Here is a 23,218-nt window from a genome sequence, read left to right as displayed (position 1 = left end):
CACCGGCAACACACGGTAGTCGCCGGACGGTCGGGCGCGACGGGCAGTTGTGAAACTTGACCGCCATTCGTCCCGCTCTGGTATGAGGTCTCGCACCCCAGCCCGAATCCGTTCGGGTGGTACGCGGCGGGGGCGGCGGACGCGCCGGCGACCCCCGCGACGGGCCCCGCCGCACGGCCCGCCGCCGCACGCCCTTGGGTCAGGTCTGACGAATCCCGACGGGGCCCGCGGCAGGCTCAGGCCTCGGTGACCAGGTCCAGCTCGCCCACCGTCGGCCAGGTGGACCAGCCCTCGACCGGCGCCCGGGCGATCGCGCGCCACCACGGGTCCACCGCGGGCGTACGGTCCGGCTCGAACGGCTGTCCGGGGCGGGGTGCGGCCATGGTCACGCCGGCCTTGTGCGTCTCCCACATCGTGAGCTCCCCGGGCTCCGCCCAGGGGTGCGGGGCCAGGTTGAACGTGGCCCAGTGGATCGGCAGCAGCACTCCGTGGGACGGGGCGCCGGCCTGGAGGTCGAGGTGGGCGCGGACGCCCTCTTCGGGGGTCATGTGGATGTCGGGCCAGTGCTCGCTGTAGGCACCGATCTGGATCATGGTGGCGTCGAAGGGGCCGTGCTCGGCGCCGATGTCGCGGAAGCCGGGGAAGTAGCCCGTGTCGCCGCTGTGGAAGACGCGGTGCTCCGGGCCGGCGACGGACCAGGAGGCCCAGAGCGCGTGCTGTTGGTTGCGCAGGCCACGGCCGCAGAAGTGGCGGGCCGGGGTCGCGGTCAGCCGGACGCCCGCGACGTCGGTCGACTCGTGCCAGTCCAGCTCGCGCAGCTGGTCCGGAAAGACGCCCCAGCGCTCCAGGTGGGCGCCGACCCCGAGGGGGACGGCGAAGACCGTGCCCGTGGTGGCGAGCGCCTTGATCGTGGGCAGGTCCAGGTGGTCGTAGTGGTCGTGCGAGATGACGACGGCGTCCAGCGGGCCGAGCGCGGCCAGCCGCACCGGCACGGGGTGCAGCCGCTTCGGGCCGACGAAGCCGAAGGGGGAGCAGCGATCGCCCCAGACCGGGTCGAAGAGGAGTCGGCGGCCGTCGATCTCGGTCAGGACGCTGGAGTGGCCCATCCAGGTGAGGCGCAGTCCGCTCGCGGGCGGCTTGGCCAGGTCGGTGCGGACGTCGGGATGGAGGGGCACCCGGCCGGTGGGCGCGCGGCGGGCGCGGGACTCCGCATCGAGGTACGACTTCGCGATGGCGCCGGTGGAGGCGCCGGAAGGCCGGGTGCGGGCTCCCACCGGGTTCTGGAAGGAGCCGTCCGCGAAGTTGGGGGAGCGGCGGATGCGCTCCAGCCGGGCACCGGTGGGATCGGCGCCGAAGGCGGGGGGACGGAGGGCGCGCAGCCGGGACCTCGGCGAGTGGGGTGATCCGGCTCCGGTCACGGCGCCTCCTGTGGATGGGGGTCTTTTCATTATGGACGGGTGGTACGACAGCGCGGGGTGGAGATCGGCCGCTCGGGCGCCCGTCTTCGGCGGCGCCGTCGCGTTCGACTCAACGGCGGGACGGCGAGGGGAGTTCCTGAGCGCGCCCCGCGCGTCAGCCGTGGCCCCGCCCGTCCGCGCCGCCACAGGTCACGCAGGGGCCGCGAGCTGCCCGGCGGCTCTCGACGATCGCGTTGACACCACGCCGACGCAGCTTCAATACTGAACCGTTATTCAGTACGGTGGAGTGTTCGACGGAGTGGTTGTATCCGCCCGGCACCCCGGTCGCCGTCACCCCTGCGCGGTCCCGTACGGTGGCCGGCACCCTCATCGGCCTCGCGCCCGCCCTCCCAGGAGCCCTCGCCATGACCGCCCCCTCTCTGTCGCTCACCTGGACCGACCACGTCACCGGCCGTCAGGGCCACCTGGTCGTCGACCGGCTCGTCCGGGGCGTCGCCAGCGGCGGGCTGCGGATGCGCGAGGGCTGCTCGCTCGCCGAGGTCGCCGGGCTGGCCCGGGGTATGACGATGAAGGAGGCCCTGCACTACAACCCGGACCGGCCCGCCGGGAAGTACATTCCGCTGGGCGGGGCCAAGGGCGGCATCGACTGCGACCCCCGGGACCCCGACGCGTACGGCGTGCTCGTGCGCTACCTGCGCGCGATGCGCCCGTACGTCGAGACGGTGTGGACCACCGGCGAGGACCTGGGGCTGACCCAGGACGTGGTGGACCGCGCGGCGGCCGAGGCCGGGCTCGTCTCCACGGTCCAGGCCGTCTACCGGCTCCTCGACGACGAGGGCGCGGCCCGGGGCCGGCTCGCGGCGGCCTTCGCCGTCGAGGTCGACGGCATCGGGCTGGACGAGTTGGTCGGCGGCTGCGGCGTCGCGGAGTCGGTGCTGGTCGCGCTGGACCGGGCGGGGGTGCGCCACGAGGGCACCCGGGTGTGCGTGCAGGGCTTCGGGACCATGGGGGGCGCCACCGCGCGGTTCCTGTCCCGGGCGGGGCTGCTGGTGGTGGCCGTCGCCGACGTGAAGGGCACCGTCGCCAACCCGCGGGGGCTGGACGTCGAGGCGCTGCTCGCGGCCCGTGACGCGTACGGCACGGTCGACCGCGCGGCGCTGCGGCCCGAGGACCGGGAGCTGCCCGGCGACGCCTGGCTGTCGACCGACGCCGAGGTGCTGGTGCCCGCGGCGGTCTCGTACGCGATCGACGCCGCCAACCAGGCGTCGATCAGCGCACGGTGGGTCGTGGAGGCCGCCAACATGCCGGTGCTGCCGGAGGCGGAGGAGCTGCTCGCGCGGCGCGGTGTGACCGTGCTGCCGGACGTCGTCGTCAACTCGGGGACGAACGCCTGGTGGTGGTGGACCCTCTTCGGCGACGTCGACGCGGACGCGGAGGCGGCCTTCGCGCACACCCGCCGCTCCATGCGCGATCTGGTGGGGCGGATGCTGGCCCGGGCCGAGGCGGACGGCACGACTCCGCGGGCCGCCGCGCACGCCATCGTGGACGACCGGCTGCCGCTGATAACGGAACGTTTCGGTTGGTACGGGTGACCGCTCGGCCCGGCCGACGGCCCAAGCGGGAAAACCGTCGGGAGACGGCCGTCACAGACCGGTGGGGATGCCAAGATCCGCTGTGTAGGCTGATGTTGTGGCAAGAGTCCGGTTGAGCGTGGCGGAACGGCGCGAGGAACTGCTGGGGGCGGCGGTCGAGCAGATCGAGCAGCGCGGCGTGGCCGCCGTGCGGATCGCCGACGTGGCCGCCTCGCTGGGGGTGAGCAACGCACTGGTGCTGTACCACTTCTCCACCAAGGAGAAGCTGGTCGCGGCGGCCTTCGCGCACGCCGCGGACGGCGACCTGGCCCATCTGCGCAAGCTGTTGGGGCGGCGCACGTCGGCGCTGCGCCGGCTGCGGGCCGCGGTGCGCTGGTACGCGCCGACCGGCACCGCCAAGGGCTGGCGCCTGTGGATCGAGAGCTGGGCGGTGGCGCTGCGCGACCCGGCGCTGCGGGAGGTCGCCCGCGACCTCGACCAGCAGTGGAAGGCGGCGCTGACGGAGGTCATCGCCGAGGGCGCGGCGAAGGGCGAGTTCCCCTGCGCGGACCCCGCGGCGGCGGCCTGGCGGCTGACGGCCTTCCTGGACGGGCTGGCCGTCCAGATGACCTCGTACGCCGGCTCGCTGTCCCGGGCCGCGATGCTGGAGTGGGCGGACGACGCGCTCGCCCGGGAACTGGGCCTGGAGCGCGCGGCGCTGACCGCGCGCTGAGCCGGGCGCCGGCCCGCCCCTTCCGCACCCCGCAGGGCCGGATCCCGCGCGGCGTCCGTCGGCCATACTGGGCGACCATGTCCTACGGCTCGTCTTCGTCCCGTGCCCCGCACCTGACCGGGTCCCCGTCCGCGGACGGCCGCGACGCCCCGATCGACGTGCTCGTCGTCGGCGGCACCGGGGTGGACACCGTGGTCCGCGTCCCGGCGCTGCCGGTCCCGCTCGCCGACTCCGTCGGGGTCGGCCCGATCCGGGAGCGGGCGGGCCAGACGGGCGGGTACGTCGCGCTCGGCTGCCGCGCCCTCGGCCGCGCCGTCACCCTGCTCGACTACGTCGGCGACGACGGCGCGGGCCGGCTGGTGCGGGAGCAACTGGCCGCGGGCGGCGTCCACTTCGCGGCCCTGCACTCCCCCGCCGGCACCCGCCGCGCGGTGAACCTCGTCGACCCCGCAGGACACCGGATGTCCTTCTTCGACGCCCGTGACCCCGGCGGGCTGAGGATGCCGCGCGAGGCGTACCTCCCGCTGCTGCGGCGGGCGCGCCACGTCCATCTGACGATCACCGACTTCACCCGCCACCTCTTCGACGACGCCGAGGCACTGGGCGTACCCGTCTCGACCGACCTCCACGACTGGAACGGGGTGGACGAGCACCACCGGGACTTCGCCCTGCGCGCGCAGTACGTCTTCCTCAGCTCCGCCGGCGCCGGCTCGGCGACCGGGGCCGTGATGCGGGAGATCCTGCGCGCAGGCCGGGCGCGCGCGGTCGTCGCCACCGCGGGCGCGGCCGGCTCGTCCGTCCTGACCCGGGACGGCGACGGAACGCCCCTGTCGGTCCCCGCCGCCACGCCGCCCGCTCCCGTGGTGGACACCAACGGCGCGGGCGATGCGTACGTCAGCGGCTTCCTGCACGGGCTGCTGTCCGGGCGTTCCCCGCGAGAGTGCGCCCTGTTGGGGGCGAGGGCCGGTGCCCACGCCTGTACGGGGGAGGGCGGCACCGCGCTGATCGGCCCCGCGGAGATCGAGGGGCCGCCGAGCGGCGCCGGCTGACGGCGGACCTCAGGTCTGGCGCAGCGGCGCGTACTGCGCGACGTCGAGACCGAACGTCCAGGCCACGCCCTCCTTCGCGGTGCTCGTGCTCGGCGGCACCCGCAGCCAGTAGGTGCGGAAGGTGCCGTCGGGCTCGGCGGTGGAGTTGAGCACTTCGACCATCACGACGTCCTCGTCGTCCCGCAGCGCTATCCGCCACAGCGTGCCGGCCTCGTCCTTTTGCAGCGGCTCGGCGCCGGACTCGGCCAGATAGCGCTCGTAGCCGTAGTACTCCAGCATCACGCGGCGCAGTTCGGCGTTCTCCTCGTCGCGTATGCGCGCGGCGGTGAGGGTGGACAGCGAGGCGACGAACTCGGGCGGCACCGGCATCCCCCGCCAGGCGTGCAGCGCGAAGCCGTCGGGGTAGACCAGCGCGGGGCCCTCGCCGCTGTCGAGCCGGCCGGCCTCGTCCCGGTGGAGTTCGCTCGGGCGCTCGCAGACCACGGCGACCTTCTCGTAAGGCCACCACCAGCCCGCGCTTGCGGCCACGCTCGCCAGCCCCTCCAGCCGCGGGCTGCGCCCGTCGAAGGCGGCGAGCCAGGCGGCGTCGTGCTGTCCGAGCACCGCGTCGAGCAGGATCTGGCGGACCTCGGACTCGGTGATCGGCGCCGTGGCCGCCGCCCCGTCGGACGCATCCGCCGCCGCGTCCTGCCCGGCCGGGGGCGCGAGCCGCTCCACGACGCCGGTCCTGATGCGCTCGGCGAGCTCTCGGGTGCCGTCCCAGAGCTGGGCGCCCGTACCGGCCCACAGCTCCACCCACCCGCCGGGCCCCAGCTCGTCGTGCACCCGGCGGCGCTCCTCCGCCCAGGGGCGGGTGCGCACCTCCTCCCGTACGGACGCGCCGGCCTCCGCTCCGAGGGAGCGCACCGTGAGCACCGCTTCTCTGGGCGAGCGCGCCCAGACGATCCGCTCGGGCTCGGCGAGCCCCGCCCGGCGGTAGGCCAGGCGGACGCCGTCCTCGGCCGCCGCCCGGTCCGCGGGTCCGGTCGCCGAGGCGACGGCCCGCCACTCGTCCGTGTTCGCTCCCGTACGTGCTGCCGTGCTCGCTGCGTTCTGCATGTGATTCCCCGTCCCCGCTCGCCCGGTTGTGGACCGGGACCGCTGCTCCGTCGTGCCTGTGCCTGTGCTGGTGCCGTGCATCGTGCGTCGTGCTGTGGTGCATCCTGCTGCGTACGCCGTGCTCTGGACGTCGTGCGTCGTGCGTCAGTGGTCAGTCGGCGACGATCCGCACCGAACCGGGCACGTACTCGCGCTGGCGTATCACCCGGTACCACCCGCGGGGCAGTTCGATGGCCGCGTGCTCCTCGTGCACCACCCGGCCGCCGACCGGCAGGTGCAGCAGCAGGGGCCCGAGCGGGCCCGGCTCGCGGACCAGACGGCCGGGGCTGGGCACCGCGTGCGCATGCCCCGTGACCTCCCCGAGGGCGAGCACCAACCGCCCCCGCCCGTCGCGCGGTTCGTCCTGGGCGTCCGCGAGGTGCGGGGGCACCGACTCCTCGGCCACGGGCGCGATCAGCACGTCTCCCTGCCGGTACATAGCTCTCCCCTCGACGGCCGGCGCCGAGTGCGCCGAACTGGAAACGACGCTAACGGGAGGGTCTGACAACGCACCGCGGACGACGCCCCCACCGACGCTCGCGGCGCCCCCGGCCCCCGGGGTGTCAGTCGGTCTTGGTACAACTTCTGCCAATCGAACCGATCACCAGATCGATCACCCTCCGGTGTCTGGAGCCTCCCATGAGCAATCTGCAGGAGTTTCACGGCCTGCCCGTCTTCGACTTCCCCTCCTCCGGGGAGAAGGTCGAACTGCCGGACGCCGCCGCGGTCGCCTGGCGGATCGCGGTCGACGGCTACGGGGACTCCGACGACGAGGAGTGGGAGCAGGCGTTCGAGCGCTTCCTGGCCGCGGTGGACCCCGCGCAGGTGCGGGCGCTGGTCGTCGGCGTCTGGAAGGAGGCGTACGACTCCGGGCCGGACAGCCTCATCGCCGCGATCGCGGCGGCCCACGAGCGGTTCCCCGCGCTGCGGGCGCTGTTCCTGGGCGACATCTCCTACGACGAGTGCGAGATCTCCTGGATCAACCAGGGCCATGTGAACCCGCTGCTGGACGCCTTCCCCCTGCTGGAGGAGTTCGGGGTGCGCGGCGGACAGGACCTCGTCTTCGAACCGGTGCGCCACGAGCGGCTGAGGTCCCTGACGGTGGAGACCGGCGGACTCGGCGAGGGCCCCGTCCAAGGCATCGCGGCGAGCGACCTGCCTGCCCTGGAGCACCTGGACCTGTGGCTCGGCACCTCCGGGTACGGCGCGGACGCCGGGATCGAGGCGTTCGAGCCGTTCTTCTCCGGCGCACGGCTGCCGCGGCTGACGCACCTGGCCCTGCGCAACAGCGAGATGCAGGACGTGGTCGCCCGGTCCCTGGCGGGTGCACCGGTCGTGGGCCGGCTGGAGGTCCTCGACCTGTCGATGGGCACCCTCAGCGACGAGGGCGCGGAAGCGCTGCTGAACGGCCAGCCGCTGACCCACCTCAAGAAGCTCGACCTGCACCACCACTACCTGTCCGAGACCATGGTGGAGCGGCTGCGCACCACGCTCGGCGCCAGCGGCGTCGAAGTCGACCTCGACGAGAGCTTGTTCTCCGAGTGGGACCCCGACAGCGACTGGGACGGCCGTTACGTCTCCGTCGGGGAATGACGCCGTGACCGGGACGGACCCCTCCCGCAGCCTCCGGATCGCCGTGGTCGGCCATCCGGGGCACCGCCGCGTGACCATGTTCCAGGACGCGGCGCGCGCCGCCGGGCTGCCCCCGGTGCGCGTGGTGCCCTGGCGCGAGGTGCTGTGCGGCCGTGCGGAGTTCCACCCCGGCGAGTGGGTCCGGCTGGACTCCCCGGGCGAGGACCCCGAGGTCGACCGGGCGCTGCGGGACGTGACCGATCCCGCGCGCGTGGAGGGCACTGCCCGCTGGTACGCGCGGTTCGTGTCGGCCGCTCGCGAGGTGTCCGCGGCCGTGGCCGCGGCGGGCGCCGTGCCGCTGGACGACCCGGACGACCTCGCCGTCCTCTTCGACAAGCGGCTCTGCCACGGAGTGCTGCGCACGGCCGGGGTGCCGGTGCCCGATGCGCCGACGTCGGGCAGCGGGGCGCCACCGGTGCGCGGTTGGGAGGACGTGCGCGCGCTGGCGGCCGGCGCGGGACTGCGCCGGATCTTCGTCAAACCGGCGCACGGCTCGTCCGCGTCCGGCGTGCTCGCCGTGGAGACGGCCGGCGGCGGTCGGGTGCGCGCCACCACCTCCGTGGAGCGCGATGCGCAGGGCCGACTCTTCAACTCGCTCCGGGTGCGCCGCTACACCACCGAGCGCGAGGTCGCCGCACTCGTGGACGCCCTCGCACCGGACGGGCTCCACATCGAGCGGTGGCTGCCGAAGGCGTCCCAACAAGGGCGCGCCGCGGACCTCCGGGTCGTCGTCACCGCCGGCCGCGCCACGCACGTAGTGGTGCGCACCAGCCGCCACCCCATGACCAACCTCCACCTCGGCGGCGCCCGCGGCGACCTGACGGCGGCGCGGGCGGCCGTCGAGGCGGCCGGCGGCGACTGGTCGAGCGCCCTCGACGTCTGCGAGCGGACGGCCGACTGCTTCCCCGGCTCCCTTCGGGTGGGCGTGGACCTGCTGCCCGTCCGGGGCTGGCGGCGCTTCGCCGTCGGCGAGGCGAACGCCTTCGGGGACCTGCTGCCCGGGCTCACCGGTCTGCCGGGCAGCGGCGCGGAGGGCCGTGACACGTACGCGGCGCAGATCGTCGCCGTGCGCGAGCGGTGGGCGGGCCGCTCCCCCGCCGAGCCCCACCACCGGAATCGACCCCGTCAAGAGAACCAGCGCCGAGTACGGCCGCACGAACGAGGAACCACCCATGACCGCGCCGCAGTCTGACTCCGACACCGAGACGGGGACCGCCCCGCATCCGGCACCGCCCCGATGCCCGGGCCCGGACGCGTCCGCGGACCCGGACATGAACGCGGTCGTCGGCCACGACGACCTGCTGCTCGTCACCCTGGACACGCTCCGGTACGACGTCGCGGTCGAGTTGGCGGCGGCCGGCCGGCTGCCGAACCTGGCCCGGCACCTGCCCGACGGCCGGTGGCAGCAGCGCCATGCGCCCGGCAGCTTCACCTACGCGTCCCACCAGGCGATGTTCGCCGGCTTCCTGCCGACCCCGGCCGCAGCCGGGCCGCACCCCCGGCTGTTCGCGGCCCGCTTCGCCGGCAGCGAGACGACCGCCGGCCGCACCTACGTCTTCGACACCCCCGACCTCGTCTCCGCCCTCGCCGCCGAGGGGTACCGCACGGTGTGCATCGGCGGCGTCGGCTTCTTCAACCGTCAGGGGCCGCTCGGCTCGGTCCTGCCGGGCCTGTTCCAGGAGAGCCACTGGGAGCCGGAGTTCTCCGTGGCCTCCCCCACCTCCTTCGAGGCCCAGGTGGCGCGTGCCGAGGAGGTGGTGGCCGCGCTGCCGCGCGAGCGCCGGCTGTTCCTCTTCGTGAACGTCCCCGCGCTGCACCAGCCGAACTGGTTCCACCTGCCCGGTGCGAGCTCCGCCGCGGGTGACTCGCGCGAGACCCACGCCGCCGCGCTGGAGTACGTCGACCGGCACATCGGCAGGCTGTTCGCCGCCGCCGCGAGCCGTCGGCGCTGCTTCGCGATCGTCTGCTCCGACCACGGCACGGCCTACGGCGACGACGGCTACACCGGCCACCGGCTGGGCCACCCGACCGTGTGGACGGTGCCGTACGCCCACTTCTTCCTGGAGCCGTCCCACTCCTCCGGGCCGTCACGGCCGTCCCTGCCGTCCTCGGGGGCTGTCGCATGAGCGCCCCGGACCGCCCCCGCCCGTACCAGAGCTACGTGTACGCGTATCCCCACAAGACCGCGTACCGTCCGCTCGACGACCGCCCCCCGCTCAGCGAGCTGTGGGCGAAGGAGCGCAAGGACGCGCTCGCGCTCTATCTGCACGTGCCGTTCTGCGAGGTGCGCTGCGGCTTCTGCAACCTCTTCACCCGCATCGGCGCGCCCGGGGAGCTGACCACCCGCTACCTGGACGCGCTGGACCGCCAGGCCACCGCCGTGCGGGACGCGCTGGGCGACGACGAACCGGTGCGCTTCGCCGCGGCGGCCTTCGGCGGCGGCACCCCCACCTTCCTGACGGCCGACGAATTGGACCGGCTGTGCGACATCGCCGAGAAGCGCATGGGGGCCGATCTGTCGGCCGTGCCGCTCTCCGTGGAGACGTCCCCGGCCACCGCCACCGCCGACCGGCTGGCGGTGCTGGCCGAGCGGGGCGCCACCCGCGTCAGCATCGGCGTGCAGAGCTTCGTCGCCGAGGAGGCGAAGGCCGCGGTGCGGCCCCAGCGCGGCGCCGAGGTGACGGCCGCGCTCGACCGCATCCGGGCCGCGCGCGTCCCGGTGCTCAACATCGACCTGATCTACGGCATCGACGGCCAGACCCCGCGCAGTTGGCGCTACTCCCTGGACGCGGCCATGTCCTGGCAGCCGGAGGAGCTGTACCTCTACCCGCTGTACGTGCGCCCGTTGACCGGGCTCGGCGGTCGGGCCCGCAGCGACGACGACGCCTGGGACGCCCGCCGCCTCGCCTTCTACCGACAGGGCCGGGACCATCTCGTCGCCCACGGCTACGAGCAGGTGTCGATGCGGATGTTCCGGCGCCTCGGGGCGCCGGCCGCCGCCTTCGACGACCACGCCTGCCAGACGGACGGCATGATCGGCCTGGGCTGCGGCGCCCGCTCGTACACCTCCCGTCTGCACTACTCGTTCGACTACGCGGTGGCGACGGCCGAGGTGCGCGGCATCATCGACGCGTACACCCGCACCGAGGACTTCACCCGCGCCGAGGTCGGCTACGCGGTGGACGACGGCGAGGCGCGCCGCCGCCATCTGTTGCAGTCCCTGCTCCAGGCCGAGGGCATGTCGCTGGGCGAGTACCGCACGCGCTTCGGCGGGGACGTGCACGACGACTTCGGGCCCGAGCTGGCGCGCTTCGCGGCGCGCGGCTGGCTGGACGCGTCCGCGCCGGCCGACCTGCTGCGGCTCGGCGCCGAGGGCCTGGCGCACTCGGACGCCCTCGGTCCCGAGCTGTTCTCCCCCGCCGTGCGCGCCCGCATGGCCGCGTACGAGCCGAAGTGAGGGGGCGGGCCATGGATCTGACGGTGTTGTACCGGGGGCCGCTGGCGTCCTGCGACTACGACTGCCCGTACTGCCCGTTCGCCAAGCGCCGCGACAGCCCGGCGCAACTGCGCGCGGACCGGGCGGCTTTGGAGCGGTTCGCCTGGTGGGTGGCGGAGCAGGCCGATGACCGGCTGTCGGTGCTGTTCACCCCGTGGGGAGAGGGCCTGGTCCGCTCCTGGTACCGACGGGCCATGGTGGAGCTGTCCCGGCTGCCGCAGGTGCGGCGGGTCGCCATCCAGACCAATCTGTCCTGCCGCACGGACTGGCTCGCGGACGCCGACCTGGACGTGCTGGCGCTGTGGTGCACGTACCACCCGGGGCAGACGCCGTACGAACGCTTCCTCGCCAAGACGCACGAGTTGGGCCGGCGCGGGGTGCGCTTCAGCGTGGGGATCGTGGGCCTGCCCGAGCACCTGGAGCACGCCCGCCGGCTGCGCGCCGAGTTGCCGGACCACGTCTATCTGTGGGTGAACGCGGCGGAGGGGCACGAGTACGCGGACGAGGCGGCGGACCAGTGGACGGCGCTGGACCCGCTGTTCCCCTACAGCCGCCGGCCGCACCCGTCGGCGGGCCTGCCGTGTCGTACGGGCGAGTCGGTGATCTCCGTGGACGGTGCGGGCACGGTGCGCCGCTGTCACTTCGTCCCGGCCGAGTTGGGGAACCTCTACGACGGTTCGTACCGCGCGGCGCTGCGTCCGCGGGCCTGTCCGCTGGCCGTGTGCGACTGCCACATCGGCTATGTGCACCTGGAGTCGCTGCCGCTGTACGACGTGTTCGCCGGCGGCGTGTTGGAACGGATCCCGGCGCAGCCGGCCGGGTAGTCGGGCGGGCCCCGCCGCGTCCCAGCGGTGGGGCCCGCCCGCTCACCGGGTCATGCGGCCGGGCGGCCGTCGGGCGGCGTCACAGCGGAAGCAGGTCCGGTCGCTTCGCCACGATGTCGTCGCCCGAACTCTCGCCGCGCAACCGCCGTCCGATCCACGGCACCAGGTACTCGCGGGCCCAGTGGATGTCGTCGCGCCGTACTTCCAGGGTGCCGCGCACCGGCTGCGGCGGCCACGGCTGGTCGGGGTCGGCCGGCACGTCGAGCCCGAGGACCTGTCCCGCCCGCAGCGCCACCCTGGTGTGCCCCTCGGGGGACAGGTGGAGCCGGTCGGGGTCCCAGGCCCGGCGGTCCTGGACCGACTTGAGCGACCACAGGTCCAGCACCGGGCAGCCGTGGCGGTCCGCGATGGCCCGCACGTGCGCCGTGTACGTGGCGACCTTGCCCCGCAGGTGGCGCAGGACCGGCACGTCCCGGGTGTCGAATCCGGTGGTCACCATGACCGTGCCGACGGCAGCCGTCAGCTCGGCCACCGCGCGTTCGAAGCGCTCCGCAACGTCGTCCGGGTCGCTGCCCGGTCGGATGATGTCATTGCCCCCCGCACAGAACGACACCAGGTCCGGGGCGAGTTGCTTCGCCCTCGGCACCTGCTCCTCCACGATCTGGTCGAGGAGCCTGCCGCGCACCGCGAGATTGGCGTACCGGAAGCTGTGTTCCGGTTTGCGGTCGGCGAGCAGGACCGCGAACCGGTCCGCCCAGCCGACGTACGTCCCGTCGGGTCCCGGGTCCCCCACACCCTCGGTGAAGCTGTCACCGATGGCTGCGTACGACCCGAATCCGCCCTTGTTCTCTGTTCTCGAATCGTCTGCCACAAGAACTCATCTTCGCCCTACAGATGTGACCTACGCGACCGTAGGGAGGGGTTGACGCGCAGTGATTTATCACACCGGGGATGGCGAGGTGATGGGGAATACGCCCGGCACCCACCCGGCACACGCGCGGGAAGATGCTCGGGAACACGCAGACCCCCCACGGAGCGGGGGGCTCCGTGGGGGATCCGAGGGGTGGCCGGGTCAGCGGCCGGTGGCGCGGTGCGTCGGGGTCAGAGCGAGACGCCGTGGCTGCGCAGGTGGGCAACCGGGTCGATGTCCGAGCCGTACGACGGGCCGGTGCGGACCTCCAGGTGCAGGTGCGGCCCGCTGGAGTTGCCGGTGGAGCCGACCTGGCCGATGGACTGCCCGCCGGTCACGCTCTGCCCGGCGGAGACGGAGAGCGAGGAGAGGTGGGCGTACTGGGAGTAGGTGCCGTCGGTGTGCTTGATGACGACCTCGTTGCCGTACGCGCCGTTGTACCCGGCGGAGACGACCGAGCCGGGGCCGATGGCGCGGACGCCGGTGCCGGTGGGCGCGGCGAAGTCGACACCGGTGTGGTAGCCGCTGGACCAGGCGGCGCCGGAGGCTCGGTACGAGGTGGAGACCTGGGCGTTGGCGAGCGGGGCGGCCCAGCCGCTGGAGGTGCCGGCGGACGAGCCGCTGGAGGAGGACTCCGCGGGTGCGGAGGTGGCGGGCTCGTCGTTGCCGCCGGCCGGCTTCTGGGCGGCCGGGGCGGCGGGCACGGCCTTCGACTCGACCTTCTTCTCGACCTTGTCGCCCTCGGTCTTCTTCTCAGCGGGCTTCTCGGCCGGCTTCTCGGCCTTGCTCTCGGCGGGCTTCTCCGCCTTCGCGGCGCCCTTGCCGTCGGCCTTGGCACCGATGGTGAGCTTGAGGCCGGGGTGGATCAGCGAGGGGTTCTCGCCGACGGCGTCGCGGTTGTCCTGGTAGAGCTGCTGCCAGCCGCCGTCGAGCCGGTGCTCGTCGGCGATCTTGGACAGGTGGTCGCCGATGACCACGACGTAGGTGGTCGACGCGGCGGCGGCCTTCTCGGCGGCCGGCGCGGAGGCGGCCGAGACCGGGGCGACGACGGGGGCCGCCGGTGCGGCCTGCTCGGCGGCGTGGGCGCCGGTGGCGCCCATCAGGGGAAGGGCGATGGCGGCGCCACCGGTGCCGGCGGCGACGAATCCACGGGTGAAGGCCGTCGACTTGGGACGGCGGTGCTTGCCCTGTGCGGACATGGTGCTGTTCCTCTCCGACGCCTGCGAGGTGAGCTGTCGGGTTCGAGCTGGAGATGCCCGGCCGCGCGCTGGGCGCGACTTCACCCCGAGCCGTCCGGAGTCCGGACCGGCGTACTACCTGGGTCCCCCGCTCCTGCCACAGGTGGGTGGGTGATGATCCGGGCGGCGGCAGGATGAGGCGGTCCGTCCGGAGTGCCGTGACCGTAAACCGGCCACATCGCCAGGAACAAGCCATGACCGCCCGCGCCCCGACCGCGTGGATCATCGCGCCGGCGGCGGGCGGTCACCCTCCGTGGACGCCGCCCCGCCAACTCCCGCCCGTCCGCCGCATCCCTTCACCGCACGCCCGCCACACAACGTCACCATTGTGATCCTGCTCATGAGGGACGCCCATCTCCCCCGTAGCCAGGGCACGTTATATCGAAGAGCGCATTAATGTACGAATACGGACAGATAGCTCTTTTTCTTCTCGACTCACTGGCGGCGGAGTCGGATGACGGTCGCGTCCAGGTCGCCGACCAGTCCCGTGGCCAGGCCGTGGTGGGTCAACACCGCGCCCCGGTACACCGCGCCGCTCTCCGGGCAGACGTAGGAGGCCGACGCGTCCAAGCCGCGCAGCCGCAGCAGCGGCGGTCGCTCGCCGTGGTGCTGCGCCTGGAGCCAGGCGAGGACCACGGTCTCGTCGCCCCGTACGTACTGCACCGCGCTGAGCCCGCCGTCCGGCGGCCTGAGCCGGTACAGCTCGCCGTGCTGCACCACCGGCCGGATCCGCTTGTACAGCTCCACCCAGCCGCGGGCCGCGGCCAGCTCCGCCTCGCTCCACTCGGTGAGGTCCCCGCCGATCCCCAGCACGCCCGCCATCGCGCTGACGAAGCGGAACCGCAACGAGCTGCGTCGGCCGTTGAGCTGGACGTTGGGGCTGTCGGTGACCCAGGCGGCCATCACCCGCGCAGGGTGGAGCTGGCTGAAGCCGTACTGGATCGCCAGCCGGTCCAGGGGGTCGGTGTTGTCGGAGGTCCACACCTGGTCCGCACGCGCGAGGATCCCGAGGTCGATCCGGCCCCCGCCCCCGGAGCAGGACTCGAAGGCCACCCCGGGGTGCGCGGCCCGCAGCCGGTCGACGAGTTCGTACAGCGCGTGGACGTGTTCCACCCAGAGCCGTTGCGGATACTCGTCGCCGGGCCAGCCGGCGTCGGTGAAGCACCGGTTGAAGTCCCACTTCACGTAGTCGACGGGCGCGCTCGACAGCAGCGCGTCCAACTGCCGCCACAGGTGCTCGCGCACGTCGTCGCGGGCGAGGTTGAGCACCAGTTGGTTGCGGAACTCGGTCCTGGTGCGGCCCGGGTGGTGCTGCACCCAGTCGGGGTGCGCACGGTACAGGTCGCTGTCGGGGTTGACCATCTCCGGCTCGATCCAGATGCCGAAGCGCATGCCGAGCGCGTGCACCTCGTCGGCGAGCGGCTTGAGGCCGCGCGGGAAGCGCTCGGGGTTCGGGGTCCAGTCGCCGAGCCCGGCGCGGTCGCCGGTGCGCCGCCCGAACCACGCGTCGTCGACCACGAACAGCTCCACGCCCAGGTCCGCCGCCCGCACTGCCAGCGCCCGCTGCTGCTCCTCGTGGATGTCGAAGCCGGTGGCCTCCCAGGAGTTGTAGAGGACGGGCCGTACGGCGGAGGCGTCCGGGACCACGTGGGCGAGCTGCCAGGAGTGCCACGCCCGGCTCGCGGCCCCGAAGCCGCCCCCGCACCACAGCCCGGCGAAGACGGGCGAGACGTACGACTGACCGGGCGCGAGCCTGAGCAGCCCGGAGTCGTCGTAGCCGGCCCCGCCGGTGATCTGGACCCGCCCGTCTGACAGCCGCGCGGTGCAGATCCGCCAGGACCCGGACCAGCCGAGGGCGCAGCCGTACACCTCGCCGCCCTCCTCGGTGGCGCTGCCGTCGTCGAGCGCCACCCAGGGCAGGTGCTGGTGGCCGGTGTGGCCGCGGCGGCTGCCGAGCACGTGCTCGCCGTGGGCGAGGGGGGTGCGCGTGAGCCGGGACTCGGCGGCCCACCGTCCGTGCAGTTGGCTCAGCCGCCAGGAGTCGCGCTCGGGCAGGGTCCAGGTGGCGGCGTCCGCGCGCAGCACCTCCAGGGCGGGGCCGCTGCCTTCGTGGGTGAGGGTGGTCCACCGTTCGACGACGTCGGCGTCGTCCCGCATCCGGTAGTGGAGGGTCAGCCCGAGGCCGGTCACGGCGTCGGTGCAGCGCACGCGCAGTTCGTCGCCGTGCACGCGGGCGCCGGCGGAGCTCCACTCGATGCCGCGGACCCGGGGGGTGCGCACGGAGAGCGCCGGGCGGACGAAGCGGGGGCCGCCCTCGACCGGGTACTCCTCGTGACCGTCCAGCGGGGACTCGAACGGCCGGTACGGGGGGAGCCCGACCGCCGCCAGCGCCCGGGCGTCGTCGGTCGTGATCCGCGGGCCCCAGTGGAGGTGGAGCAGTTCGTCGTCGTCGGTGAGGTGCACGGCGTAACTGCTCGACGGTCCGGAGAGCAACCAGGTGCGCCCCCCGTTCACGGTTTCGATCATCCCGACCCCTCATGCTCACGGTTCGCGACAGATTCGAACAAGCCCGCACATCATCCAACGGGGTCGGGTGCGGGGCAACGGTCCGGCGGCGGTTGGTCGGCGGCCTGGCAACACTCCTTCGGCGGCCGACAGCGGGGCCGCGGAGGATGATTGCCCCAGGTACCGATGTCGTATCGTCGGGAACACGCCACAGTCGGCGACGAGCGCCGGCGGCAGCGACTTCTCCAGGAGCCTTCGTGACGCAGCAGGTGCCGCAGGTCCCCTCGACCGAACCCGAACTGGCCGGGGTCCGCAACTTCCGCGACGTCGGCGGGCTCCCGACGGCGGACGGCCGGACCGTGGCGCACGGCCGGCTCTTCCGCAGCGGGCACCTGGCCCACGCGACGGACGAGGACGCGTCGTTCCTGGCCTCGCTGGGCCTGCACACGATCTTCGACTTCCGCAATGCGGCGGACATCCGCCTCGAAGGGCCCGACGTGACGCTGCCGGGCGTGCGGAACCTGAACCTGCCGCTGAGCGACCCCGCCGACGGGGCCGAGTTCTGGCAGATGGTCCGCTCCGGCGACCTCGACCAACTGCGCGCCCTGCTGGGCGACGGCCAGGCGGCGAACCGGATGATCACCTCGTACCACATGATCATCACCCAGCGCACCGCCGAGCACAGCCAGGTGCTGCACGCCCTCGCGCAGGACAGCGTGCCGGCGCTGATGCACTGCGCGGCGGGCAAGGACCGCGCCGGGCTCTCGGTCGCGGTGGCGCTGCTGGCGGTCGGCGTGGAGCGCGAGGCCGTCGAGGCGGACTACCTGAAGTCCAACGACCCGCACCGCCGCTATCTGGTGCGCCGCGCCGAGGGGGCGCCCTCGGGGATGTCCGCCGAGGTCATGGAGCTGCTGAGCCCGCTCTTCGACGCCCGCGCGGAGTATCTGCACACCGCGTTCGACGCGATCGAGCAGACCTGGGGCGGGATCGAGCGCTACCTCTCCGACGGGCTGCGCCTCGCCCCCGAGACGCGCGAGCGGCTGCGGGCGCGCTTGTTGGACGGGGCCGGGGCCGCCTGACGCGCGCGGCCCGCGCCCTTTCGCCGGGCGACTACTTGGCTCCGACCTCGAAGAGCAGGTAGAGGAAGCCGGCGAAGACGTGGCCGGCGACGAGGTAGGCGAAGAGCCGGATCCAGATGCCCTTCGGGAACTTCCCCTCTTCCTTCTTCTCCCGCTGGGTCGCGGCGGAGTCGGGCAGTGCGGCGCCTTCGGGCGCCGTCGGGTTCTCGGTCATGACTGGCCTCTGCTTTCCCCGGCCCTACCGGGCCGGACCAGAAGTGCGGGTGTTGGGCTGACGTGCGGACCGCGGGCGTCAGAGGTGCGGATGGAGGATGTCCGGGCTCTGCAGCAGGGTGTGGACGAACAGCATCTCGGCGCCGTCGCGGGTGGCCGCCGCGATCCGGTGCGGGGTGAGCGAGTCGTAGTGGGCGCTGTCGCCGGGGCCGAGTTCGTGCACGGTCTCGCCGAGGCTCAGCCGCACCCGTCCGTCCAGCACGTACAGCCACTCCTCACCGGGGTGCACCCGCACGAGGTCGCCCTGGGCGCCGTACGGCACGATCAGCCGCAGCGCCTGCATGGCCCGCCCCGCCCCGCCGACCTGGTGGTACGTCCAGCCGTCGGCCTCCGACGGCTCTCGGCGCCCGGCGCGGATGACGGGGTCGTGCTCCGGCGCCAGCTCGCCCAGGAGCTCGGCCACTGTCGTACCGTAGATCCTGGCGAGGCTGAGCAGCATCGGCAGCGAGGGCTGTCTGCGGCCGGTCTCCAGCCGGGACAGGTGCGCGGGCGACAGGCCGGCGCGCTGCGCCGCGGCCTCCAGGGTCAGACCCCGGCGGCGGCGCAGGTCGCGCAGTCGGGGCGCCACGTCGGGCAGCTCGACCGGAGAGTCGACGCCCTGCCGCGTCGAGGACGCCGCCGCGGGTGCCGCCGGAGTTCGAGGGTCCGGGGGGTGGCCCCCGGGAGGACTCTGCATGTGTCCATTGCGCCAGGAAAGTGCCTCTGAGGCAACTTTCTTGCCCCAGAGGCAAAAAATTTGCTGAATGCCCCGGTCGGCAGGGCGGGGCGGGCGCTCCGCTCAGCGGTTGGCGACCGCCTGTTTGACCAGCGTCTTACCGAAGTCCCACATCAGCCCGCCGCCTGCGTGGGCCTCGTCCATGACCGCCGTGAAGGCGGTGACGAAGCGGTCCACCTCGCGTTCGCCGATCGTCAGCGGCGGAATCAGTTTGATCACTTCCAGGTGGTCGCCCGACACCTGGGTCAGGATCCGGTGCTTCTGCAGCAGCGGCACCACCACCATCTGCGCGAAGAGCCCCTTGCGGGCCGCCTGGAGCACGCTCCAGCGGCTGCGCAGCCTGAGCGAGTCGGGGCGGCCGAACTCGATGCCGGTCATCAGGCCACGGCCGCGCACCTCGTGCAGGAACTCGTAGCGGTCCACCAGCGCGCCGAGACGGGACCTGAGCAGTTCCCCGGTCGCCCGGGCGCGGGCCACCAGCCCCTCGTCCTCGATCACCGAGAGCACCGCGAGGCCCGCGGCCATCGCCTGGGCGTTGGAGCCGAAGCTGGCGGAGTGGACGAGGACGCGGTCCATCGACGAGTAGACCTTCTTGAAGATCCAGTCCTTGCCGACGGTCGCCCCGACGGGCACGTAGCCGCCGGACAGGGCCTTGGCGACGCACACGAGGTCCGGCTCCACGCCTTCCTCGTGCTGGTACGCGTAGAAGTCACCGGTCCTGCCGAGACCGGTCTGCACCTCGTCGACGATCAGCAGGGCCTTGTGGCGGTGCAGCAGTTCCTGCGCGGCGCGCAGGAAGCCCGGCGGCGCCGCGTGCACGCCCTTGCCCTGGATCGGCTCCACGACGAGGGCGGCCACGTCCCCGCGGGCCAGCTCCCGCTCCACGGCCGCCAGGTCGCCCAGGGGGACGGCGGTGTCCGGCAGCAGCGGCGCGAAGCCGTCGCGGAAGCCGGACTCGCCGTTGACGGAGAGCGAGCCGCAGGTCAGCCCGTGGAAGGCGTGCACGCAGTAGAGCACCCTGGGGCGGCCGGTGGCGTACCGGGCGAACTTCAGGGCCGTCTCCACCGCTTCCGTGCCGCTGTTGGAGAAGAAGACCCGGTGCAGGTGCGGGGTGTGCGCGAGCAGCCTCTCCGCGAGCAGCCCGGGCAGGGGCTGGCAGTCGAAGCGGGTGAGGTCGGCCAGCGAGGCGTCCAGGACGTCGTGCAGCGCCTTGCGGACGACGGGGTGGTGCCGGCCGAGGCCCATCACGCCGAAGCCGGCGAGCATGTCGAGGTAGTCGTTGCCGTCGGCGTCCCAGAAGTACGCGCCCTCGGCCCGCTCGTAGGTCTTGTCGAAGCCGATGGTGTGCAGCATCCGCGGGAGTTGGTGGTTGAGGTGGCGGGCGTGCAGTTCGTAGCGCTCGGCGCCGCGCTCGGCGAGCAGCGCCGCCAGGTCGAACCCCTTGGTGCCGGCCGTCGGCGCCGCCCCGGGGGCCGCTTCGACGCCTGTCGGCAAGTCGGTCATGTGCCTCAGTACTCCTTGCCCGTTGCAGAACCAGTCGCAGAACCCGTCGTTGAACGCGTCGGCGAGACCGTCGCCGCGTGCGGCACCGCTTTCGTGGTCACGTCCGTCACCGCGTCCGGCACCGCCTTCGTGGTCACATCCGTCGTCGCACCCTTGGGCGCGGCCGTACGGCTGCCCGCCAGGGCCGCGCTGATCCGCCCGGCGATCTCCACGGGTGTCAGGCCCACGTCGGCGAGGACTTCCGCACGCTTGGCGTGGGCGAGGAACTGTTCCGGAAGGCCGAAGGTCCGCAGCGGTAGGTCCACGCCGGCGTCGCGCAGCGCCTGCCCCACCGCCGACCCCACGCCCGCACTGCGGCTGTTGTCCTCCACGACGGCCACCAGACGGTGCAGCGCCGCCAGCGGCGGGAGGTGTTCGTCGACGGGCTTCACCCAGCGCGGGTCGACCACGGTGCAGCTGACCCCGCGCTCCGCCAGCAACTCCGCGGCCTGGAGGCAGACCGGCGCCAGCGCCCCGACCGACACCAGCAGCACGTCGGGCCGGTCGGCACCCGGCTCCCCCAGCACGTCCATCCCGCCGATGCGTCCCAGGGACGGGATCTCGGGCCCCACCGACTCCTTGGGGAAACGGAGCACGGTGGGCGCGTCCCCCACGTCCAGCGCCTCCCGCAACTCCTCGCGCAACCGCTCGGCGTCGCGGGGTGCGGCGATGCGCAGTCCGGGCACGACCTGGAGGATGGACATGTCCCACATGCCGTTGTGGGAGGCGCCGTCGGTGCCGGTGACGCCGGCCCGGTCGAGGACGAAGGTCACCCCGCAGCGGTGCAGGGCCACGTCCATCAGCACCTGGTCGAAGGCGCGGTTCAGGAAGGTGGCGTACACCCCGAACACCGGGTGCAGACCGCCGGTGGCGAGCCCGGCGGCGGAGACCGCACCGTGCTGCTCGGCGATCCCCACGTCCCACACCCGGTCGGGAAAGCGCTCGGCGAACCGGGTCAGCCCCACCGGATGCAGCATGGCCGCGGTGATCGCGACGACGTCGTTCCGCTCGGCCCCGATCTGCGCCAGCTCGTCCCCGAACACCGCCGTCCAGGACGGTCTGCCGGGCGGTACGAGCGGGGCGCAGGTCAGCGGGTCCATGGCGCCCACGGCGTGGAAGCGGTCGGCCTCGTCCTGTAGGGCGGGCTGGTAACCGCGGCCCTTCTCGGTGAGGCAGTGCACGATCACCGGGCCGCCGAAGCGCTTGGCCCGCGCCAGCGCCGACTCAAGGGCCTCGATGTCGTGGCCGTCGATGGGGCCGACGTACTTCAGGCCCAGGTCCTCGAACATGCCCTGCGGCGCGATGAAGTCCTTGAAGCCCTTCTTGGCACCGTGCAGCGATCCGTAGAGGGGCCTTCCGACCACCGGAGTGCGCTGGAGGACGCCCTTGCCCCAGGCGAGGAACTGCTCGTAGCCGTCGGTGGTGCGCAGGGTGGCGAGGTGGTCGGCGAGGCCGCCGATGGTGGGCGCGTAGGAGCGCTCGTTGTCGTTGACGACGATGACGAGGGGGCGGTCCTTGGCGGCGGCGATGTTGTTCAGCGCCTCCCAGGCCATCCCGCCGGTCAGGGCGCCGTCACCGATGACCGCCACCACGTGGTCGTCCTTGCGCAGCACCTCGTTCGCCTTCGCCAACCCGTCCGCCCACCCCAGCACGGTGGAGGCGTGCGAGTTCTCGATGACGTCGTGCTCGGACTCCTCCCGGCTGGGGTAGCCGGACAGTCCTCCCTTGCCCCGCAGCTTGGAGAAGTCCTGGCGGCCGGTGAGCAGCTTGTGCACGTAGCTCTGGTGGCCGGTGTCCCACAGGATCCTGTCCTTGGGGGACTCGAAGACCCGGTGGAGGGCGATGGTCAACTCGACCACGCCGAGGTTGGGACCGAGGTGACCACCGGTCCTCGCCACCGCGTGGACCAGGAAGTCCCTGATCTCTCCCGCGAGCCGGTCGAGGTCCGGTGCGGCCAGTGCCTTGAGGTCCTGCGGCCCGCGGATCGTCTCCAGAATCGTCACGTACGGTCCCCCTTCACTGGGCGGTGTTCCGGCCGATGTGCGTGCGGCGGTGCGGCGCCGGCCTCAGCTCATCCGCGCCCTCCCGCGACGGTCTCACGGGCCGCCCGCAGCGACTCCTTGAGCGAGCCCATGGTGGCGAGCACGGCGGTGGGCTCGTAGCCGCAGTGGGCCATGCAGTTGGCGCACCGCGGGTCCTTGCCCCGGCCGTACTTGTCCCAGTCGGTCTCCTCGATGAGTTGGCGGTACGTCGGCACGTAGCCGTCGCTCATCAAGTAGCAGGGGCGCTGCCAGCCGAAGAGGGAGTAGTTAGGGATCGCCCACGCCGTGCACGGGAAGTCCGCCTTCCCCTCCAGGAAGTCCAGGAAGAGGGGCGAGTGGTTGAGCCGCCAGCGCCGTCGGTTGCCGCCGGCGAACGCCTTCTTGAACAGCTCCCGGGTCTGTGCGACGCCGAGGAAGTGCTCCTGGTCGGGCGCCTTCTCGTAGGCGTACGCGGGCGAGATCATCATCTCGTCGACGCGCAGGTCGTCGTTGAGGTAGTTCAGCACCTCGATGATGGTCTGCGGGGTGTCGGTGTTGAAGAAGGTGGAGTTCGTCGTCACCCGGAAGCCGCGCCGCTTGGCCTCCTTGATGGCTGCCACGGCCTCGTCGAACACGCCCTCCTTGGCCACGGACTCGTCGTGGCGCTCGCGCAGCCCGTCGATGTGGACGGCGAAGGCGAAGTACGGGGAGGGGGTGAACTTCTCGATCTTCTTCCGCAGCAGCACGGCGTTGGTGCACAGGAAGACGTACTTGCGGCGCTCCACCAACTGCCGGACGATCTCATCGATCTGAGGGTGCATCAGGGGCTCGCCACCGGCGATGGAGACCATGGGGGCGCCGGACTCCAGCACGGCCCCGACCGCCTGCGCCACCGGCATCCGCTGCTTGAGCACCCCGGCCGGGTGCTGGATCTTCCCGCACCCCTCGCACTTGAGGTTGCAGGCGTACAACGGCTCCAACTCGACGATGAGCGGGAACTTCTCACGCTTGCGGAGCTTCTGTTCGAAGAGATAGGTCCCGACCCGGATGGACTGACGGAGCGGCATGGCCATCT

The 23,218-nt window shown here is 73.0% G+C and carries 20 protein-coding genes and 1 riboswitch; of the genes, 9 read left to right on the top strand and 11 right to left on the bottom strand.

The annotated features are described in order from the left end of the window. Window positions 1–236: 236 nt before the first annotated feature. On the bottom strand, window positions 237–1,418 hold the full coding sequence (locus tag ABZ842_RS07725) for an MBL fold metallo-hydrolase (protein WP_361533326.1): 1,182 nt from the start codon (window positions 1,416–1,418) through the stop codon (window positions 237–239). Between the two features lie 404 nt (window positions 1,419–1,822). Between ABZ842_RS07725 and ABZ842_RS07720 the strand changes: the two genes are divergently transcribed. The 3 genes from ABZ842_RS07720 to ABZ842_RS07710 all read left to right on the top strand — a co-directional run bounded on the left by ABZ842_RS07720 (window position 1,823) and on the right by ABZ842_RS07710 (window position 4,771). Further along, the gene (locus ABZ842_RS07720) at window positions 1,823–3,010 is read left to right on the top strand and encodes a Glu/Leu/Phe/Val dehydrogenase dimerization domain-containing protein (protein ID WP_361533323.1); all 1,188 of its coding nucleotides are present in this window, start codon (window positions 1,823–1,825) and stop codon (window positions 3,008–3,010) included. Between the two features lie 97 nt (window positions 3,011–3,107). Continuing rightward, a complete protein-coding gene (locus tag ABZ842_RS07715) occupies window positions 3,108–3,722 on the top strand; it encodes a TetR/AcrR family transcriptional regulator (protein WP_361533320.1) in 615 nt (204 codons plus the stop codon). Between the two features lie 77 nt (window positions 3,723–3,799). Then, window positions 3,800–4,771: a PfkB family carbohydrate kinase gene (locus ABZ842_RS07710; RefSeq protein WP_361533317.1), complete on the top strand. Its 972-nt coding sequence runs from the start codon at window positions 3,800–3,802 to the stop codon at window positions 4,769–4,771. 9 nt (window positions 4,772–4,780) lie between these two features. On the opposite strand, the gene ABZ842_RS07705 is transcribed toward ABZ842_RS07710, so the two are convergent. Next, window positions 4,781–5,869, bottom strand: coding sequence for a DUF6745 domain-containing protein (locus ABZ842_RS07705; RefSeq protein ID WP_361533314.1), 1,089 nt, complete (start codon window positions 5,867–5,869; stop codon window positions 4,781–4,783). Between the two features lie 151 nt (window positions 5,870–6,020). Beyond that, window positions 6,021–6,347, bottom strand: coding sequence for a hypothetical protein (locus ABZ842_RS07700; protein WP_361533311.1), 327 nt, complete (start codon window positions 6,345–6,347; stop codon window positions 6,021–6,023). A gap of 200 nt (window positions 6,348–6,547) precedes the next feature. Between ABZ842_RS07700 and ABZ842_RS07695 the strand changes: the two genes are divergently transcribed. The 5 genes from ABZ842_RS07695 to ABZ842_RS07675 all read left to right on the top strand — a co-directional run bounded on the left by ABZ842_RS07695 (window position 6,548) and on the right by ABZ842_RS07675 (window position 11,860). Beyond that, window positions 6,548–7,501 (top strand): STM4015 family protein, encoded by a 954-nt coding sequence (locus ABZ842_RS07695; protein WP_361533308.1) that lies wholly within the window; start codon window positions 6,548–6,550, stop codon window positions 7,499–7,501. A gap of 76 nt (window positions 7,502–7,577) precedes the next feature. After that, window positions 7,578–8,732 (top strand): STM4014 family protein, encoded by a 1,155-nt coding sequence (locus ABZ842_RS07690; RefSeq protein WP_361533497.1) that lies wholly within the window; start codon window positions 7,578–7,580, stop codon window positions 8,730–8,732. A gap of 79 nt (window positions 8,733–8,811) precedes the next feature. After that, window positions 8,812–9,666, top strand: coding sequence for an STM4013/SEN3800 family hydrolase (locus ABZ842_RS07685; protein WP_361533494.1), 855 nt, complete (start codon window positions 8,812–8,814; stop codon window positions 9,664–9,666). After that, window positions 9,663–10,997, top strand: a complete 1,335-nt coding sequence (locus ABZ842_RS07680) for an STM4012 family radical SAM protein (RefSeq protein WP_361533305.1) — start codon at window positions 9,663–9,665, stop codon at window positions 10,995–10,997. The genes ABZ842_RS07685 and ABZ842_RS07680 overlap by 4 nt, the downstream gene beginning before the upstream one ends. A gap of 11 nt (window positions 10,998–11,008) precedes the next feature. Further along, window positions 11,009–11,860: an STM4011 family radical SAM protein gene (locus tag ABZ842_RS07675; protein ID WP_361533302.1), complete on the top strand. Its 852-nt coding sequence runs from the start codon at window positions 11,009–11,011 to the stop codon at window positions 11,858–11,860. A 79-nt stretch (window positions 11,861–11,939) separates the two neighbouring features. On the opposite strand, the gene ABZ842_RS07670 is transcribed toward ABZ842_RS07675, so the two are convergent. The 3 genes from ABZ842_RS07670 to ABZ842_RS07660 form a co-directional block, all read right to left on the bottom strand. Beyond that, on the bottom strand, window positions 11,940–12,731 hold the full coding sequence (locus tag ABZ842_RS07670) for an SGNH/GDSL hydrolase family protein (RefSeq protein ID WP_361533299.1): 792 nt from the start codon (window positions 12,729–12,731) through the stop codon (window positions 11,940–11,942). A 230-nt stretch (window positions 12,732–12,961) separates the two neighbouring features. Beyond that, window positions 12,962–13,969 carry a LysM peptidoglycan-binding domain-containing M23 family metallopeptidase gene (locus tag ABZ842_RS07665; RefSeq protein WP_361533296.1) on the bottom strand — a complete coding sequence of 336 codons (1,008 nt, stop codon included), beginning with the start codon at window positions 13,967–13,969 and terminating at the stop codon, window positions 12,962–12,964. Between the two features lie 5 nt (window positions 13,970–13,974). Then, window positions 13,975–14,128: riboswitch (cyclic di-AMP (ydaO/yuaA leader) on the bottom strand. A 315-nt stretch (window positions 14,129–14,443) separates the two neighbouring features. After that, the gene (locus tag ABZ842_RS07660; RefSeq protein WP_361533293.1) at window positions 14,444–16,534 is read right to left on the bottom strand and encodes an alpha-galactosidase; all 2,091 of its coding nucleotides are present in this window, start codon (window positions 16,532–16,534) and stop codon (window positions 14,444–14,446) included. Window positions 16,535–16,770: 236 nt separating this feature from the next. Here ABZ842_RS07660 and ABZ842_RS07655 point away from each other — a divergent pair, with 236 nt between their 5' ends. Further along, on the top strand, window positions 16,771–17,592 hold the full coding sequence (locus ABZ842_RS07655) for a tyrosine-protein phosphatase (RefSeq protein WP_361533290.1): 822 nt from the start codon (window positions 16,771–16,773) through the stop codon (window positions 17,590–17,592). Between the two features lie 31 nt (window positions 17,593–17,623). On the opposite strand, the gene ABZ842_RS07650 is transcribed toward ABZ842_RS07655, so the two are convergent. The 5 genes from ABZ842_RS07650 to hpnH all read right to left on the bottom strand — a co-directional run bounded on the left by ABZ842_RS07650 (window position 17,624) and on the right by hpnH (window position 23,216). Beyond that, window positions 17,624–17,806: a DUF6126 family protein gene (locus tag ABZ842_RS07650; RefSeq protein WP_361533287.1), complete on the bottom strand. Its 183-nt coding sequence runs from the start codon at window positions 17,804–17,806 to the stop codon at window positions 17,624–17,626. A 78-nt stretch (window positions 17,807–17,884) separates the two neighbouring features. Then, window positions 17,885–18,541, bottom strand: a complete 657-nt coding sequence (locus ABZ842_RS07645) for an XRE family transcriptional regulator (RefSeq protein WP_361533284.1) — start codon at window positions 18,539–18,541, stop codon at window positions 17,885–17,887. 102 nt (window positions 18,542–18,643) lie between these two features. Further along, on the bottom strand, window positions 18,644–20,083 hold the full coding sequence (locus ABZ842_RS07640; RefSeq protein WP_361533281.1) for an aspartate aminotransferase family protein: 1,440 nt from the start codon (window positions 20,081–20,083) through the stop codon (window positions 18,644–18,646). A gap of 5 nt (window positions 20,084–20,088) precedes the next feature. Beyond that, window positions 20,089–22,125, bottom strand: a complete 2,037-nt coding sequence (dxs, locus tag ABZ842_RS07635; protein ID WP_361533278.1) for a 1-deoxy-D-xylulose-5-phosphate synthase — start codon at window positions 22,123–22,125, stop codon at window positions 20,089–20,091. Between the two features lie 68 nt (window positions 22,126–22,193). After that, window positions 22,194–23,216, bottom strand: a complete 1,023-nt coding sequence (gene hpnH / locus ABZ842_RS07630; RefSeq protein WP_361533275.1) for an adenosyl-hopene transferase HpnH — start codon at window positions 23,214–23,216, stop codon at window positions 22,194–22,196. Window positions 23,217–23,218: the final 2 nt, after the last annotated feature.

Origin of the sequence: Streptomyces sp. NPDC047315 (genome assembly GCF_040643215.1) — a bacterium.
Classification (GTDB): domain Bacteria; phylum Actinomycetota; class Actinomycetes; order Streptomycetales; family Streptomycetaceae; genus Streptomyces.
This window is presented reverse-complemented; position numbering and strand designations above follow the sequence as displayed.